Genomic DNA, 17,042 nt, shown 5'->3' with positions numbered 1-17,042 from the left:
GCGGGGCGCGGCCCGTCGCACGGTCGGCCGCCCCGCCCGGGCGACGGGCCGGCTACCGGTCCCCGAGCTCGGACGCGTACGGCGGCTCCGCGCCGGCGCGGGAGCAGGTGATCGCCGCGGCCCGGGCCGCGAAGTGCAGCAGTTCCTCCCAGCCGTCGGCGCCCAGGCCGGCCAGCGCCGCCGGGGAGAGCGCGTCGCGGGAGGCCAGGCCGTGCAGCAGGGCCGCGTTGACGGTGTCGCCCGCGCCGATGGTGTCCACGACGTCGACCCGCACCCCCGGCACCGAGTACTCCGCTCCGTCGCGGGTGACGGCCGTGAGTCCGTCGCCGCCATGGGTGATCACGACGGCCGAGGGACCGGAAGCCAGCCACTCACGCGGCGTGCCGCCCAGCCACTCCGCGTCCTCCGCGGAGAGCTTGAGCAGCGACACCGACGGCAGCCAGCTCTTGAAACGGGCCCGGTAGGCGTCGGCGTCCGGGATCAGCCCCGGGCGGACGTTCGGGTCGAGCGCGGTGAACACGCCCTGTGCGGCGGCGTCGCGCATCAGCTTCTCGTAGGCGCTCGCCCCCGGTTCGAGGACGAGCGAGCAGGTGCCGAAGGACACCGCGCGGGTGCCCCGCGGCAGGCGCTCCGGTGCCGTGAACAACCGGTCGGCGGTGCCCTGGACGTAGAAGGAGTACGCGGCCGAGCCGTTCTCGTCGATCGTCGCGACCGCCAGCGTGGTGGGCTCGGTGCCGCGCTGCACGGTCGAGACGTCCACCCCGGCCTCGCGCAGGCCGTCGAGCAGGGCCTCTCCGAAGGCGTCGTGGGAGGCGCGGGAGCAGAACGCCGTCGGGGAGCCGAGACGGCCCAGCGCGACGGCGGTGTTGTACGGGCCGCCGCCGAGCGCCGGCCTCAACGGTGCGAGGGCACCCGTGCCCTGCGGCACCAGGTCGATCAGGGCCTCACCGGCGACGACGATCACGAGGCGGTTCCCTTCCGGGAGGGGGTGTCGGGACAACCGCAGGAGGTGCGGTGGACGAAGGCGCAGGGGAGCCGCACGGTGCGGGAGGGACGGTCCGGTGCCTCCAGCCGCTCCAGGAGGAGCCGCACGGCCCGGGCACCGATCTCCCTGCTCGGCTGGGAGATCGCGGTGAGCCGGGGCGAGAAGAGATCTGCCCACGCGAAGTCGTCGAAGCAGCACAGCGCCAGGTCGTCCGGCACGGACAGCCCGCGGTCGCGCAGGGCGCGCAGCGCGCCGATGGTCATCGCGTTGTTGGCGGTGACCAGGGCCGTGGGCGGTGCCGCGAGATCCAGCAGGGCGGCGGTGGCGCGTTCGGCGCCCGGCGTCGCGGAGTCCCCACGGGACACCAGCCGCTCGTCGTAGGGGAGACCGGCGGCCGCCAGGCCGCGCCGGTAGCCGCTGATCCGCTCGGTGGTGGTGCTGAGCCCGGGCAGACCCGCGACAAGGCCGATGCGCCCGTGCCCCAGACCGGCGAGATGTGTGACCAGGCCGGCCATGGGCTCGGCGTTCTCCGCGCAGACCTGGTCGAAGCGGAAGCCGGCGCCGGGGCCGGCGTCCCGCTCGGCCCCGTCGTGCGGCGGCGTCCGCCGTGGGGGCGCGCCGGTCGCCGCGCCGGTGACCGCGCCGTCCACCAGGCGGTCGAGGAACACGGTCGGTACGCCGTGCCGCCCGAGCTGGGCGAGGAGTCCGCGCGGATCCGCGGAGGGGGCGACGATCATGCCGTCGACGCGGCGCTCGTGCAGCAGCCGGGCCACCTTGCGCTCGTGCTCCGGGTCGTCGTGCGGATCGGCGATGAGCAGGCCGTAGCCGTGTTCCAGGGCGCCGGCCTCGACACCCTGGAGGATCTCCGTGAAGTACGGATTGCTGATCGCCGACACCGCGAGCCCGATGGACCGGGTGCGGGAGGTCACCAGGGAACGGGCGAGGGTGTTCGGTGTGTAGCCCAGTGCGTCGACGGCGTCGAGCACCGCCTGCCGGGTGCGGGGCAGCACCGGGCGGGTGTCGTTCAGCACGTGCGAGACGGTCGCGACGGACACACCGGCGCTCCGTGCGACATCGGCCATGGTTGCCATCGCGTCTCCCCCTGGGGTCTCCCGGCCGGGACCGTATCTCATGCCGGGGCGGCGCGTAAACGCTTGCGCAAGCGTTTACGCGCCTGCGCGAGCTCCCCGTCCCCACCCCGGCCGAAGGGCCAACGACCGGCGCCGGTATCGTGCTACGTGCCCGCCGTGGCGGCGAGCACGGCTCTGACCTGTGGAGATCTCATGTCCACCCGCCCCTCAGCGACCCGTCGTACCATCCTTCGCGGGGCGGCTGTCACCCCGGTCGCCGCGCTGGGCGTCGCGGCCTGTTCGCCGGGAGGCGGCACGAGGCCCGCCACGCCCACCGCGCCGGTCACGCTGGGGACGGAGAGCGAGGTCCCCAAGGGCGGCGCGAAGCTGTACCAGGACCAGAACATCGTGGTCAGCCGCGCCGAGGACGGTTCCCTGAAGGCGTACAGCTCGCTCTGCACGCACGCCGGGTGCGCCATCAACAAGCTCTCGGGCACGACACTCGTCTGCCCCTGTCACGGCAGCCGGTTCGACGCCGCCACGGGCAAGGTCACGCAGTCTCCGGCCGTCGCGCCGCTGCAGGAGCTGTCCGTCGAGGTGAAGGACGGCAGGATCGTGGCGGGCCCTCCGGCGGTCTGACGGTTCCGCGGGGTCCTCTCACTCCCACTCCCAGCCGATCCCGACGATCCCCGACCGCACGCGCGGCTCCACCAGGTGCACCGAGCGGTGCTGCCCGCTCAGCGCCAGCTCCTGCCGGCCACTGCGCGGGGCGGCCGCGGAGTGCTGGGTGAACCGGTGGCAGCGCATCGGCAGCGCGTTCGCGTCGAAGCGCACCTGGAGCGCGTACTGGCCGCCCGCGAAGCCGAACCCGCGGACGTACTCGCACGACGCGCCCGCGGTGCCGTCCTCGAAGCCGTAGCGGAAGAGGAAGGTGTCTCCGGTGCGCAACCATGTGTCGAAGAGGAGTTCGGCGACCAGGATGCCGGTCTCGTGGTGCCACCGCACGCGCCCCGTGCGGCAGTTCTCCGTCGCGTGCACGGTGATCCGCTCCGGGACGCACCCCGGATCACCGTGGTGGACGGCCACATAGCGGTCCACGCCGTCCCTGTGCGCGCGCACAATGTGGTGCGACTCGTGAGCCAGCAGCTCGCGGCGCGCCCCGATACGGACCTGCTCGTGGTGGCCGATCGTGTGCAGTCCACCGTCGAGCCCGGCCCCCAACTCGGCGAGGAGCTGTTCCAGCACCCCCGACGCCTCCACCAGGGAGCGGTACGAGCGGCCCGGGGGACGGTCGGATCCAGGATGCTCGTCGGCCCTGGCGAGCAGCCGGATGAGGGATTCGTCCGGAAGCTGGAGGATCTCCTCCAGGGCGCGTACGGCGCGCAGGGACTCCGGCCGCTGCGGGCGGCGCGCACCCTGCTGCCAGTAGCTCAGGCTCGTCACACCGACCCTCACCCCGTACCGCGACAGATGGTGCTGCACACGCTGCAGCGGCAGACCGCGGGCGGCGATGGCGGCGCGCAGCGCGACATGGAAGGGGCCGCCGCGCAGCGCCTCCTCCAGTTCCGCGGGGACGACGTCCGCATGCTGTGTGCCGTGCCGCATACAGGGGCCTTTCTGTGATCTTCGCGACGGCTGGTCAGACCGTTGGTACAGGGTGTCTCCGGTTCGGTCGAGGGGGGTACGGGGTCGTTCACAAACGAACCTCGCCGGTCACGGCCCGAAGTTCCACCGCATTGAAGCGTGTTGACCAAGCCCGGACAACACCTGGTGCCCAACCTCCTGACTTCACGCCCGGTGATCGCCGCCGCGGGCCACCGGCCCACGACCGCGCGCGGAGCCGTACGGGCACGGTCGTGCGCGACGCCCGCCGCCGAACGCCGCCGAACGCCGCTCGTCGGGCGCCGGCCTGCCGGGCCCGTCCGCCCTGCCGGCCCCGTCCACCCTGCCCTGCCCGATCGCCCGGCCTGCCCGCCCCGCCCCGCCCTGCCCGGCCTGTCCGCCTGTCCGCCCGGCCCGGTCGGCCCGCGGCCCGCGGCCCACGCCGCCTTCGTCCTCTCCCGTGGACCCCGCCGGGCCGTGTCCGCGCACGCGCCGCGCTGTCGGTTCCCGACAGTAGGGTGTGAGACATGGCCGACCCCTCCAGCTACCGCCCCAGGCCGGGAGAGATCCCGGACTCGCCCGGGGTCTACAGGTTCCGGGACGAGCACCGTCGGGTGATCTACGTCGGAAAGGCGAAGAGCCTGCGCCAGCGCCTGGCGAACTACTTCCAGGACCTGGCGAACCTCCACCCGCGCACCCGCACCATGGTCACCACCGCCGCGTCCGTGGAGTGGACGGTCGTGTCCACGGAGGTCGAGGCCCTGCAGCTGGAGTACACCTGGATCAAGGAGTTCGACCCCCGGTTCAACGTCAAGTACCGCGACGACAAGAGCTACCCGTACCTCGCGGTGACGATGAACGAGGAGTTCCCGCGCGTCCAGGTGATGCGCGGCCAGAAGCGCAAGGGCGTGCGCTACTTCGGGCCGTACGGGCACGCCTGGGCCATCCGCGACACGGTCGACCTGCTGCTGCGGGTCTTCCCGGTGCGCACCTGCTCGGCCGGCGTCTTCAAGAACGCCGCGCGTACCGGCCGCCCCTGCCTGCTCGGTTACATCGACAAGTGCTCCGCGCCCTGTGTCGGCCGGATCCCGCCCGAGGACCACCGCGAACTGGCCGAGGAGTTCTGCGACTTCATGGCGGGCCGCACCGGCACCTACCTCCGCCGTCTCGAGCGGCGGATGATGGAGGCGGCCGAGGAGATGGAGTACGAGCGGGCCGCCCGCCTGCGCGACGACATCGAGGCGCTGAAGAAGGCCATGGAGAAGAACGCGGTCGTCCTCACCGACGCGACGGACGCCGACCTCGTCGCCGTCGCCGAGGACGAGCTGGAGGCGGCCGTGCAGATCTTCCACGTGCGGGGCGGACGCGTGCGCGGCCAGCGCGGCTGGGTCACGGACAAGGTGGAGGACGTCACCACCGCCGCCCTCGTCGAGCACGCCCTCCAGCAGCTGTACGGCGAGGAGACGGGCGACTCCGTGCCCAAGGAGGTCCTCGTACCGGCGCTGCCCGACCCCATAGAACCCGTCCAGGACTGGCTCACCGGCCGCCGCGGGGCGAACGTGTCGCTGCGCATCCCGCAGCGCGGCGACAAGAAGGCCCTGATGGAGACGGTGCAGCGCAACGCCCAGCAGGCGCTCGCGCTCCACAAGACCAAGCGCGCCTCCGACCTGACCACCCGCTCGCGTGCCCTGGAGGAGATCGCGGAGGCCCTCGACCTGGACAGCGCCCCGCTCAGGATCGAGTGCTACGACATCTCACACCTCCAGGGTGAGGACGTCGTGGCCTCCATGGTCGTCTTCGAGGACGGGCTGCAGCGCAAGAGCGAGTACCGCCGCTTCCAGATCAAGGGCTTCGAGGGCCAGGACGACGTCCGGTCCATGCACGAGGTGATCACCCGCCGCTTCAGGCGCTACCTCGCCGAGAAGGAGAGGACGGGGGAGTGGGCCGACGGCGAGCAGCCCGCGGAGGACGACGGACGGCCGAAGCGGTTCGCCTACCCGCCGCAGCTCGTCGTCGTCGACGGCGGGCAGCCGCAGGTCACGGCCGCCCGACGGGCCCTGGACGAGCTCGGCATCGACGACATCGCCGTCTGCGGCCTCGCCAAGCGCCTGGAGGAGGTCTGGCTGCCGGGCGAGGACGACCCGGTGGTGCTGCCCCGCACCAGCGAGGGCCTCTACCTGCTGCAGCGCGTCCGGGACGAGGCCCACCGCTTCGCGATCACCTATCAGCGCACCAAGCGGGCCAGGCGCCTGAGGTCCAGCCCGCTGGACGAGGTGCCGGGACTCGGTGACACCCGCAAACAGGCGTTGATCAAGCACTTCGGCTCGGTGAGGAAGCTGCGGTCCGCGACCGTCGACCAGATTCAGGAGGTGCCCGGCATCGGCCGCAAGACGGCCGAGACGATTGCCGTGGCCCTCGCCCGGGCGGCCCCGGCCGCCCCCGCCGTGAACACGGCGACTGGAGAGATCATGGAAGAAGAGGAACCCGTGACGACGGCGGGTTTCCCCGGGGAGTCCGTGTCCGCGGGGGCCCCGGACGAACGACGGGGGCAGGAGCCATGACAGAGCACGACCAGCACGCGGAAGAACGCCCGGCGCAGGAGGGGCCCTCCGGCGCGGAGACGGGCCAGGACCGGGCGCACCGGGAGGCGGTCCGGGAAGACGGAGCACAGGTGAGTACGGGTATCGAAACAGCCGGGGTCCCCGAGGCGGCCATCCCCGAGCTGGTGATCATCTCCGGCATGTCCGGTGCCGGCCGTTCGACGGCCGCGAAGTGCCTGGAGGACCTCGGCTGGTTCGTCGTCGACAACCTGCCGCCCGCCCTGATCCCCACCATGGTGGAGCTGGGCGCGCGCTCCCAGGGCAACGTCGCCCGGATCGCGGTCGTCGTCGACGTCCGCGGCCGGCGCTTCTTCGACAACCTCCGGGAGTCCCTGGCCGATCTGGAGGCGAAGAACGTCACCCGGCGGATCGTCTTCCTGGAGTCCTCCGACGAGGCCCTGGTGCGCCGTTTCGAGTCCGTCCGCCGGCCGCACCCGCTCCAGGGCGACGGCCGCATCGTCGACGGCATCGCCGCCGAGCGCGAACTGCTGCGCGAGCTGCGCGGCGACGCCGACCTCGTCATCGACACCTCCAGCCTCAACGTGCACGAGCTGCGCGCCAAGATGGACGCCCAGTTCGCCGGCGAGGAGGAGCCGGAGCTGAGGGCCACCGTCATGTCCTTCGGCTTCAAGTACGGCCTCCCCGTCGACGCCGACCTCGTCGTGGACATGCGCTTCCTGCCGAACCCGCACTGGGTCCCGGAGCTGCGCCCCTACACCGGGCTCAACGACGAGGTCGCGGCGTACGTCTTCAACCAGCCGGGCGCCAAGGAGTTCCTCGACCGCTACGCCGAACTGCTCCAGCTCGTCGCCGCGGGCTACCGCCGCGAGGGCAAGCGCTATGTGACCATCGCGGTGGGCTGCACCGGCGGCAAGCACCGCTCCGTCGCCATGTCCGAGAAGCTCGCCGCCCGCCTGGCCGCCGAGGGTGTGGAGACCGTGGTCGTGCACCGGGACATGGGGCGCGAGTGACCGGACGTACTCTGCGGCTGAGCAGGCTGCGCCGGGCGGTGTCCGACGGACGCGGCGGCCGGGCGCGGCGCCGCGGAGCCCAGCCGAAGGTGGTCGCCCTCGGGGGCGGGATGGGCCTGTCCGCCTCGCTCGCCGCGCTGCGCCGGATCACCGGCGACCTCACCGCGGTCGTCACCGTCGCCGACGACGGAGGCTCCAGCGGCCGGCTGCGCGACGAACTGGGCGTGCTCCCGCCCGGCGACCTGCGCAAGGCGCTGGCCGCGCTGTGCGGGGACGACGACTGGGGCCAGACCTGGTCCCGGGTCATCCAGCACCGCTTCCAGTCCCAGGGCGACCTGCACGACCATGCGGTCGGCAATCTGCTGATCGTGGCCCTGTGGGAGCAGCTCGGCGACCATGTGCAGGCCCTCGATCTGGTCGGCAGGCTCCTGGGCGCCCACGGCCGCGTCCTGCCCATGTCCGCCGTCCCCCTGGAGCTCCAGGCCCTCGTCAAGGGCCATGACCCGGAGCACCCGGACGAGATCGGCACGGTACGGGGGCAGGCGACGGTCGCCCTCACCCCCGGCGAGGTGCAGTCGGTCCACCTGGTGCCCAGCGACCCGCCCGCCGTCCCCGAGGCCGTCGCCGCGGTCCTGGACGCCGACTGGGTGGTGCTCGGCCCGGGGTCCTGGTTCTCCTCGGTCATTCCGCACCTGCTCGTGCCCGAACTGCTGGACGCGCTCACGGAGACGAAGGCACGCCGGGTACTCTCCCTGAACCTCGCCCCGCAGCCCGGAGAGACCGACGGCTTCTCCCCGCAGCGTCATTTGGAGGTTTTGGGGCGACACGCCCCTAAACTCGCCCTGGACGTGGTGCTGGCCGACGAGGCCGCCGTGCCCGATCGCGCCTTGCTCAAGGAGGCCGCCCAGCGGTTCGGCGCCGCGGTCGAGCTGGCGCCGGTGGCCCGCACCGACGGAACCCCGCGGCACGACCCGGAGCTGTTGGCCGCCGCGTACGACCGTATTTTTCGGATGCATGGAAGGATCGGCCCATGGCGATGACGGCAGCGGTGAAGGACGAGATCTCCCGGCTACCCGTCACCCGGACCTGCTGCAGAAAGTCGGAGGTCTCGGCGATCCTGCGGTTCGCGGGCGGGCTGCACCTGGTGAGCGGCCGCATCGTGATCGAGGCGGAACTGGACACGGCGATGGCGGCGCGGCGTCTCAAGCGGGACATCCTGGAGATCTTCGGGCACGGGTCCGAGCTGATCGTGATGGCGCCCGGCGGTCTGCGCCGCGGCTCGCGCTATGTGGTGCGCGTGGTCGCGGGCGGTGACCAGCTGGCCCGCCAGACGGGCCTCGTCGACGGGCGGGGCCGCCCGATCCGCGGCCTGCCGCCGCAGGTGGTCTCGGGGGCCACCTGCGACGCCGAGGCGGCCTGGCGCGGCGCGTTCCTCGCGCACGGCTCGCTGACGGAGCCGGGCCGCTCCTCCTCCCTGGAGGTGACCTGCCCGGGCCCGGAGGCGGCGCTCGCCCTCGTCGGGGCCGCCCGCCGCCTGTCGATCGCGGCGAAGGCGCGCGAGGTGCGGGGTGTGGACCGGGTGGTGGTACGGGACGGGGACGCGATCGGTGCCCTGCTCACCCGTCTCGGCGCGCACGAGTCCGTGCTGGCCTGGGAGGAGCGGCGGATGCGCCGCGAGGTCCGCGCCACGGCCAACCGCCTCGCCAATTTCGACGACGCCAACCTGCGCCGCTCCGCGCGGGCGGCCGTCGCCGCCGGCGCGCGGGTGGCCCGCGCCCTGGAGATTCTCGGCGACGAGGTGCCCGAGCACCTCGCGGCGGCGGGGCGCCTGCGGATGGAGCACAAGCAGGCATCCCTGGAGGAGCTGGGCGCCCTCGCCGACCCGCCGCTGACCAAGGACGCGGTCGCGGGCCGCATCCGCCGCCTGCTGGCGATGGCGGACAAGCGCGCCGCGGACCTCGGCATCCCGGGCACGGAGTCCAACCTCACGGAGGAGATGGCCGACAACCTGGCGGGGTGATGACGACCACTCAATACGCCGGTGCCGGCGCCCATATGGAGCATCGCACCGGCGTTGTGCCGCCCGTCGGGCCACCTTGACTCGATCATGAACCGTCATGAACCTGGCATTTGTTCGCCGTCGTGGCGAATCTCCGCTAGGGGGGTTCATGAGACACAGAGTGAGATCGGTCCTCGCTGTCGGCGCGCTCCTGCTCGGCGGGGCGGGCTCGCTGCCCGCCGCCCAGGCGCAGACGGGTGGTGGCACCCGGCCTGCCGCGGACAGGGACACGGAGGTCAAGGTCTTCCGTGCCGAGGTCACCCGCAAGCAGTTACCCCTGCTGTGGGAGGCCGGACAGGACGCCGCCGAACTCGGCGCGCAGGTCGCCGGGCGCGGCCGGACCGCCGTCGAGGTCTATCTGACCGGAGCGCAGGCCAAGAGGCTCCGGAAGCAGGGCGTCACCCTCACCGAGCACACCCTGTCGGACAGGGCCGCGGCACGGGTCACGAACGCCGCCGAGGGAGTGTTCCGTCCGTACGGCGGAAAGGGCGGCCTGAAGGAGGAGATCGTCCGGACCGGCAGGGCCCACCCGGGCCTCACCAAGGTCGTCTCCATCGGCAGGACCGTCGACGGCCAGGACATCCTCGCGCTCAAACTGACCAGGAACGCGCGGACGTCCGGGGACGGCTCCAAGCCCTCCGTGCTGTACGTGTCCAACCAGCACGCGCGCGAATGGATCACGCCGGAGATGACCCGCCGGCTGATGCACCACTACCTGGACCACTACGCCACCGACAAGCGCATCAGGAAGATCGTCGACTCGACCGAGCTGTGGTTCGTCCTCTCCGCGAACCCCGACGGCTACGACTACACCTTCAAGGACTCCGACACGCGTCTGTGGCGCAAGAACCTGCGCGACGTCGACGGCGACGGCGCCATCACCGTCGGCGACGGCGTCGACCTCAACCGCAACTTCGCCTACAAGTGGGGCTACGACGACGAGGGTTCGTCCCCCCTCCCCACCAGCGAGACGTATCGGGGGCCGAGCCCGGAGTCCGAGCCGGAGACCCGGGCGCTCGACGGCTTCGAGAAACGCATCGGGTTCGCCTACGGCATCAACTACCACTCCGCCGCCGAACTCCTCCTCTACGGCGTCGGCTGGCAGGTCGCCACGCCGACCCCGGACGACGTGCTCTACAAGGCGCTCGCCGGCACCCCCGACCGTCCGGCCGTTCCGGGTTACCACTCCCAGGTCTCCTCGGAGCTGTACACCACCAACGGCGAGGCCGACGGCCACGCCTCGAACGTCAACGGCATGGCGATGTTCACGCCCGAGATGTCGACCTGCGAGACCGCCTCGGACAGTGACCCCGACGACGCCTGGAACGCGGACGACTGCCGGTCGATCTTCAACTTCCCCGACGACGAGCAGCTGATCAAGCGGGAGTTCGAGAAGAACATTCCGTTCGCCCTGTCCGTCGCCGAGACGGCCTCCCACCCCGACCGGCCGTCCTCCTCGGTCGGCATCGACGCGCCGGACTTCACCCCTGCCGCGTTCCCGACGTCGTGGGCGCGCGGCGCGGACCAGGAGGTCTCGGCCGTCGCGCGCAGGTCGGTGCGCCACAAGAGGCTCCGGTACCGGGTCAACGGCGGCCGCGTCGAGGAGCGGACGCTCAGGCCCTGGAAGGGCGGCACGACCTACGGCGGCGGCGACAACCTCTACTTCGACGAGTACCGGGCCGCGGTCGAGGGAGCCCGTCCGGGTGACAGGGTGGAGGTGTGGTTCACGGGCCGCACCCGCAGCGGCGGGCGGACCTCCAGCGGGCACTTCACCTACACCGTCGCCGAGCGGCCCGCGGCCGACACCCTGGTGGTCGCCGAGGAGGGCGCCGAGGCCACCCGGGCGCAGACCTACGCCGACGCGCTGAAGGCGGCCGGCCGCAGGCCCGTCGTCTGGGACGTCGCCACCCGGGGCGCGCCCGACGCGCTCGGCGTGCTCGACCACTTCAGGACCGTCGTCCACTACTCGGGCGCGAACGGTCCCGGCAACGCCACCCAGCTCCAGTTGCGCGCCTTCCTCAACGAGGGCGGCAGGTTGATCGAGGCGGGTGAGCAGGCAGGCGGCAGCGTCGACCTCGGCGACGGCACCCCCTCGGACGACTTCAGCCAGTACTACCTGGGCGCCTACTCGCGCACGTCGACCCCGGGGGCCACCGGCTTCAGCGGCTCGGGCCGGCTCGACGGCGTGAGCGCGGCGCTGACCGACGCGCCCGGCGATCCGCTGGACAGGGCGGGCTCGTACGGGGTCACCTCGGACGAGCTGGCCGTCGGCACGTACCCCCAGTTCGCGAGCGCGGGGGCGGGACGGTTCACCGGGACGGCCAACCCGTACGAACCCTACGCGGGCTCGTACATGGCCGCGGCCTCGCACACCGACAACGCCTACAAACGGCTCACCCGCACCATCGACCTCACCCGGGTGAGCGCGGCGGACAAGCCCATGCTGCGCACGCAGCTGCTGTGGGACACCGAGCCGGGCTACGACCACGCCCTGGTGGAGGCCCACACGGCCGGGGGCGACGACTGGACGACGCTGCCGGAGGCCGGCGGCGCCACCCGGGACGCCGTGCCGACGGACTGCGAGGCCGGGTTCCTCGTGGGCGAACACCCCTGGCTCAAGCACTATCTGACCGTGGCGGCGAGCGGCTGCGCCGCGACCGGCACCACCGGCGCGTGGCACAGCCTCACCGGCGCCTCGGACGGCTGGCAGCAGGTGAACTTCGATCTGAGCGCCTACGCGGGCAGGACGGTCGAGGTCTCGCTGAGCTACATCACCGACCCGAGTACCGGAGGCCATGGCCTGCTGGTCGACGACGCCTCGCTCGTCGTCGGCGGCACGGCCACCGAGACCGAGGGCTTCGAGGCGTCCCTGGGTGCCTGGAGCGTGGCCGGACCGCCCGCGGGCAGCCCGGCCGTCCTCAAGGACTGGGCACGCACAAGCGAGTTGTTCACGACGTACGGGGCGGTCACCACGAAACGCACCGTGCTGCTGGGCTTCGGCCTGGAGCAGGTCGCCTCGGCGGCCGACCGGTCGACGCTGGTCCGGAAGGCGCTCGCCGCACTCGGCGGCTGACCGTGGGTGGTCAACCGCAGATGGTCCCCTGTCGCCGGAAGGAGTGATGGGGCCGTTGGACCCGGGCGGTCCGTACCTCTACCGACGGGTACGGGCCGCCCTGCCGGGTACGGGCCGTACGGATGTCACTTCGCGGGCCTCAGCGGGGTAGGGTCGTAGGCGGTCGGGGACATCACATCCAGCTCGCCGGCGTCGACAGCCGGCGTACCAACGAGGAGATCGGTTCGTGACGATCCGCGTAGGCATCAACGGCTTCGGCCGTATCGGGCGTAACTACTTCCGCGCGCTGCTGGAACAGGGTGCAGACATCGAGATCGTGGCTGTCAACGACCTCGGTGACACCGCGACCACCGCTCACCTGCTGAAGTACGACACGATCCTTGGCCGCCTCAAGCAGGAGGTCTCCCACACCGCCGACACGATCACCGTCGACGGCAAGACCATCAAGGTCCTCTCCGAGCGCAACCCCTCCGACATCCCCTGGGGTGAGCTGGGCGTCGACATCGTCATCGAGTCGACGGGCATCTTCACGAAGAAGGCCGACGCCGCCAAGCACCTCGCCGGCGGTGCGAAGAAGGTCATCATCTCGGCTCCGGCCAAGGACGAGGACGTCACCATCGTCATGGGCGTCAACCAGGACCAGTACGACCCGGCGAACCACCACGTCATCTCCAACGCCTCCTGCACCACCAACTGCGTGGCGCCGATGGCGAAGGTGCTCGACGAGAACTTCGGCATCGTCAAGGGCCTGATGACCACGGTGCACGCGTACACGAACGACCAGCGCATCCTGGACTTCCCGCACAAGGACCTGCGCCGGGCGCGTGCCGCCGCCGAGAACATCATCCCGACCACGACCGGCGCCGCGAAGGCCACCGCGCTGGTGCTGCCGCAGCTCAAGGGCAAGTTGGACGGCATCGCCATGCGCGTGCCGGTCCCGACCGGCTCGGTCACCGACCTGGTCGTCGAGCTCGGCCGTGAGGTCACCAAGGAAGAGGTCAACGCCGCCTTCCAGAAGGCCGCCGAGGGCGAGCTCAAGGGCCTCCTGGACTACACCGAGGACCCGATCGTGTCCTCGGACATCGTGAACGCCCCCGCGTCCTGCACCTTCGACTCCTCCCTGACCATGGTCCAGGAGGGCAAGAACGTGAAGGTCATCGGCTGGTACGACAACGAGTGGGGCTACTCCAACCGCCTCGTCGACCTGACGGTCTTCGTCGGCAACCAGCTCTGATCACCGCAACAGGCACATCGATGTGAGAACAGGGCTCGGGCAGCGCAGCGTCGCGCCGCCCGGGCCCTGACTCGCGTACGGCGAGCCCCCGGCTCGCGTGCCGATCGATCGGCCCTCGTACGATCAAGAGCCCTTCCCCAGGAGTAACCCCTTATGAAGACGATCGACGAACTCCTCTCCGAAGGAGTGGACACCAAGCGGGTCTTCGTCCGCGCCGACCTGAACGTCCCGCTGGCCGAGGGCGCCATCACCGACGACGGCCGCATCCGCGCCGTCCTGCCCACGGTGAAGGCCCTCTGCGACGCGGGCGCCAGGGTGGTCGTCGCCTCGCACCTGGGCCGCCCCAAGGGCGCCCCGGACCCGGCCTTCTCGCTGCGGCCCGCCGCCGAGCGCCTCGGCGAACTGCTGGGCGCGCCCGTGGCGTTCGCCCAGGACACCGTCGGCCCCGCCGCCCACGACGCCGTGGACGGCCTGCGGCCCGGCCAGGTCGCGGTCATCGAGAACCTGCGCTTCAACCCCGGCGAGACCGCCAAGGACGACGCCGAGCGCGGTGAGTTCGCCGACCGGCTCGCCGGCCTCGCCGACGTGTACGTGGGCGACGGCTTCGGCGCCGTGCACCGCAAGCACGCTTCTGTGTACGACCTCCCGGCCCGTCTGCCGCACTACGCCGGCTACCTCATCGCCACCGAGGTCGGCGTCCTGAAGAAGCTCACCGACGACGTCCGGCGGCCGTATGTCGTCGCGCTGGGCGGCGCCAAGGTCTCCGACAAGCTGGCCGTCATCGACGAGCTGCTCGGCAAGGCGGACCGGCTGCTCATCGGCGGCGGCATGGCCTACACCTTCCTGAAGGCCAAGGGCTACGAGGTCGGCAAGTCCCTCCTCCAGGAGGACCAGCTCCCGGCCGTCACCGAGTACATCGCGCGGGCCGAGAAGACCGGCGTCGAGCTGGTGCTGCCCGTCGACGCGCTGGTCGCGACCGACTTCCCGGACCTGAAGACGAAGGCCCCGGCCCACCCGACGGTGGTGGCCGCGGACTCCATTCCTGCCGACCAGGAGGGCCTGGACATCGGTCCGGAGACCCGCAAGCTGTACGCCTCGAAGCTCGCCGACGCGGCCACCGTCTTCTGGAACGGCCCCATGGGCGTCTTTGAGCACCCCGACTACGCCGAGGGCACCAAGGCCGTCGCCCAGGCGCTCGTCGAATCCCCGGGCTACACCGTGGTCGGTGGCGGCGACTCCGCCGCTGCCGTCCGCATCCTGGGCTTCGACGAGTCGGCATTCGGCCACATCTCGACCGGCGGCGGCGCCTCCCTCGAGTACCTCGAGGGCAAGACGCTCCCCGGCCTCGCCGCACTGGAGGACTGAAGCTCGATGAGCACCCGCATGCCGCTGATGGCGGGCAACTGGAAGATGAACCTCAACCACCTCGAGGCCATCGCACACGTCCAGAAGCTCGCCTTCGCCCTGGCGGACAAGGACTACGAGGCCGTCGAGGTCGCCGTCCTGCCGCCGTTCACCGACCTGCGCTCCGTGCAGACCGTGGTCGAGGGCGACAAGCTGAGGATCAAGTACGGCGCCCAGGACATCTCGGCGCACGACTCCGGCGCCTACACCGGCGAGGTCTCCGGCCCGATGCTGGCCAAGCTGAAGTGCACCTACGTGGTGATCGGCCACTCCGAGCGACGGCAGTACCACCAGGAGACCGACGACCTGGTGAACGCCAAGGTCAAGGCCGCCTTCAAGCACGGTCTGACCCCGATCATGTGCGTGGGCGAGGAGCTGGAGGTCCGCGACGCGGGCAACCACGTCACGCACACGCTCGCCCAGGTCGAGGGCGGTCTGAAGGACCTGCCGGCCGAGCAGGTCGAGTCGATCGTGATCGCGTACGAGCCCGTCTGGGCCATCGGTACCGGCAAGGTCTGCGGCGCCGACGACGCGCAGGAGGTCTGCGCGGCCGTCCGCGGCAAGATCGCCGAGCTGTACACGCAGGACGTGGCCGACAAGGTCCGGATCCAGTACGGCGGCTCGGTGAAGGGCGGCAACGTCGCCGAGATCATGGCGAAGCCGGACATCGACGGTGCCCTGGTCGGCGGCGCCTCGCTGGATGCGGACGAGTTCGTCAGGATCGTCCGCTTCCGCGATCAGTGAGTGTGCCGTAGGCGCGATCCGTCGTACTCTTGCGGGGCCGGGACTCAGCCGTGGAACGTGAGGTTTCAACAAGAGGTCCGGCCCCGTCGTCCATCCGACTCCGAGGAAGTTGGTCCAGCCGTGGTTTTGGGGTTCTCGATCGCCCTGATCGTCTTCAGCCTGCTGCTGATGCTGCTGGTGCTGATGCACAAGGGGAAGGGCGGCGGCCTCTCCGACATGTTCGGTGGCGGCATGCAGTCCTCCGTCGGCGGCTCCTCAGTCGCCGAGCGCAACCTCGACCGGATCACCATCGTGATCGCTCTGCTCTGGTTCGCGTGCATCGTGGTGCTCGGCATCCTGATGAAGATCAACAATTAGCGTCTGCCGTTCATCCGGCAAACGTCACATTGAGTACGTAACGCCCCATGTTCGGTGCGGGTCTTCGGACGCGGCCTATCATGGGGCGTGCGTCCTGGGGCGGGGGTAACTCCCATCACTGGACGCGCGTTGGGCCTTACGTAGACTGAGGCGCTCGCAGCGAAGCGAAACGCCGACTCGCTTCGCGGCACCATCACGCAGGGAGTTACGACCGTGGCAAGTGGCAACGCGATCCGAGGAAGCCGGGTCGGGGCGGGGCCGATGGGCGAGGCCGAGCGCGGCGAGTCCGCGCCGCGTCTGCGCGTCTCCTTCTGGTGCTCCAACGGGCACGAGACGCAGCCGAGCTTCGCCAGCGACGCGCAGGTTCCCGACACCTGGGACTGCCCGCGCTGCGGCTTTCCGGCCGGACAGGACCAAGACAACCCGCCCGACCCGCCGCGCACCGAGCCCTACAAGACGCACCTCGCCTATGTGCGGGAGCGGCGCAGCGACGCGGACGGCGAGGCGATCCTCGCCGAGGCGCTCGCCAAGCTGCGGGGCGAGATCTAGTGCTGTGACCGGGAAGGTTCACCGGCTCGCGACGCCCGGCACGGCACCTCGCCGCGTTGTCGCATCGCCCGCGTACATCCAGTACGCGGGCGACACTCCGCCTTGCGATGCACCGCACCGGACGCCGCGAGCTTCCGGCAAACCTTCCCGGCCACAGCACTAGACATCGTGGTCCGGCCGGGCACCGAAGGGTGGCCGGCCGGAGCTGCTTCCTGGGCCCGGTGGCGGTCGCCTTCGCGCCGCTGGTCGGTGCTGCCTCTCACGGTGTGCGCATCGCGCATCGTGAGGGGGGAGCCGTGGCGACGATCGAGGCTGTGGGCGTGCGCGCGCCCGCGTGCGCGGACGTACGGGCTGAAGGTGCCCACGCTGCTGACGGCCGTCCTCTTCGTACTCG

The 17,042-nt window shown here is 71.4% G+C and carries 14 protein-coding genes; 11 read left to right on the top strand and 3 right to left on the bottom strand.

The features are described from left to right. Positions 1-52 precede the first annotated feature (52 nt). Positions 53-964 carry a carbohydrate kinase gene (locus ACFYMU_RS12415; protein WP_388371872.1) on the bottom strand — a complete coding sequence of 304 codons (912 nt, stop codon included), beginning with the start codon at positions 962-964 and terminating at the stop codon, positions 53-55. Continuing rightward, positions 961-2,076: a LacI family DNA-binding transcriptional regulator gene (locus ACFYMU_RS12410; RefSeq protein WP_388371871.1), complete on the bottom strand. Its 1,116-nt coding sequence runs from the start codon at positions 2,074-2,076 to the stop codon at positions 961-963. Before ACFYMU_RS12410 ends, ACFYMU_RS12415 begins: the two co-directional genes overlap by 4 nt. A gap of 192 nt (positions 2,077-2,268) precedes the next feature. Here ACFYMU_RS12410 and ACFYMU_RS12405 point away from each other — a divergent pair, with 192 nt between their 5' ends. Next, complete coding sequence (locus ACFYMU_RS12405; RefSeq protein ID WP_388371869.1) at positions 2,269-2,694, top strand: Rieske (2Fe-2S) protein; 426 nt, start codon at positions 2,269-2,271, stop codon at positions 2,692-2,694. An 18-nt stretch (positions 2,695-2,712) separates the two neighbouring features. On the opposite strand, the gene ACFYMU_RS12400 is transcribed toward ACFYMU_RS12405, so the two are convergent. Beyond that, the gene (locus tag ACFYMU_RS12400; protein WP_388371867.1) at positions 2,713-3,660 is read right to left on the bottom strand and encodes a hypothetical protein; all 948 of its coding nucleotides are present in this window, start codon (positions 3,658-3,660) and stop codon (positions 2,713-2,715) included. Between the two features lie 524 nt (positions 3,661-4,184). Between ACFYMU_RS12400 and uvrC the strand changes: the two genes are divergently transcribed. The 10 genes from uvrC to ACFYMU_RS12350 all read left to right on the top strand — a co-directional run bounded on the left by uvrC (position 4,185) and on the right by ACFYMU_RS12350 (position 16,648). Beyond that, complete coding sequence (uvrC, locus tag ACFYMU_RS12395; RefSeq protein ID WP_388371865.1) at positions 4,185-6,218, top strand: excinuclease ABC subunit UvrC; 2,034 nt, start codon at positions 4,185-4,187, stop codon at positions 6,216-6,218. After that, the gene (gene rapZ / locus ACFYMU_RS12390; RefSeq protein WP_388371863.1) at positions 6,215-7,228 is read left to right on the top strand and encodes an RNase adapter RapZ; all 1,014 of its coding nucleotides are present in this window, start codon (positions 6,215-6,217) and stop codon (positions 7,226-7,228) included. Before uvrC ends, rapZ begins: the two co-directional genes overlap by 4 nt. Next, positions 7,225-8,268 (top strand): uridine diphosphate-N-acetylglucosamine-binding protein YvcK, encoded by a 1,044-nt coding sequence (gene yvcK, locus ACFYMU_RS12385; protein ID WP_388371861.1) that lies wholly within the window; start codon positions 7,225-7,227, stop codon positions 8,266-8,268. The genes rapZ and yvcK overlap by 4 nt, the downstream gene beginning before the upstream one ends. Then, positions 8,259-9,248, top strand: a complete 990-nt coding sequence (gene whiA, locus ACFYMU_RS12380; RefSeq protein WP_381083360.1) for a DNA-binding protein WhiA — start codon at positions 8,259-8,261, stop codon at positions 9,246-9,248. The genes yvcK and whiA overlap by 10 nt, the downstream gene beginning before the upstream one ends. A 148-nt stretch (positions 9,249-9,396) precedes the next feature. After that, positions 9,397-12,360, top strand: coding sequence for a M14 family zinc carboxypeptidase (locus tag ACFYMU_RS12375; RefSeq protein ID WP_388371859.1), 2,964 nt, complete (start codon positions 9,397-9,399; stop codon positions 12,358-12,360). Between the two features lie 226 nt (positions 12,361-12,586). Further along, positions 12,587-13,594, top strand: a complete 1,008-nt coding sequence (gap, locus tag ACFYMU_RS12370) for a type I glyceraldehyde-3-phosphate dehydrogenase (protein ID WP_388371857.1) — start codon at positions 12,587-12,589, stop codon at positions 13,592-13,594. 153 nt (positions 13,595-13,747) lie between these two features. After that, positions 13,748-14,959 carry a phosphoglycerate kinase gene (locus tag ACFYMU_RS12365; protein ID WP_388371855.1) on the top strand — a complete coding sequence of 404 codons (1,212 nt, stop codon included), beginning with the start codon at positions 13,748-13,750 and terminating at the stop codon, positions 14,957-14,959. A gap of 6 nt (positions 14,960-14,965) precedes the next feature. Next, on the top strand, positions 14,966-15,742 hold the full coding sequence (tpiA, locus tag ACFYMU_RS12360; RefSeq protein ID WP_388371853.1) for a triose-phosphate isomerase: 777 nt from the start codon (positions 14,966-14,968) through the stop codon (positions 15,740-15,742). Between the two features lie 120 nt (positions 15,743-15,862). Beyond that, positions 15,863-16,099, top strand: a complete 237-nt coding sequence (gene secG / locus ACFYMU_RS12355) for a preprotein translocase subunit SecG (protein WP_388371851.1) — start codon at positions 15,863-15,865, stop codon at positions 16,097-16,099. 213 nt (positions 16,100-16,312) lie between these two features. Next, positions 16,313-16,648, top strand: a complete 336-nt coding sequence (locus tag ACFYMU_RS12350; protein WP_079083975.1) for an RNA polymerase-binding protein RbpA — start codon at positions 16,313-16,315, stop codon at positions 16,646-16,648. The last annotated feature ends 394 nt before the right edge of the window (positions 16,649-17,042 follow it).

Source organism: Streptomyces sp. NPDC007264, from assembly GCF_042869095.1.
Lineage (GTDB): Bacteria > Actinomycetota > Actinomycetes > Streptomycetales > Streptomycetaceae > Streptomyces.
Note: the sequence above shows the minus strand (reverse complement) of the source record. Positions and strands in the feature narration are given on the sequence as shown.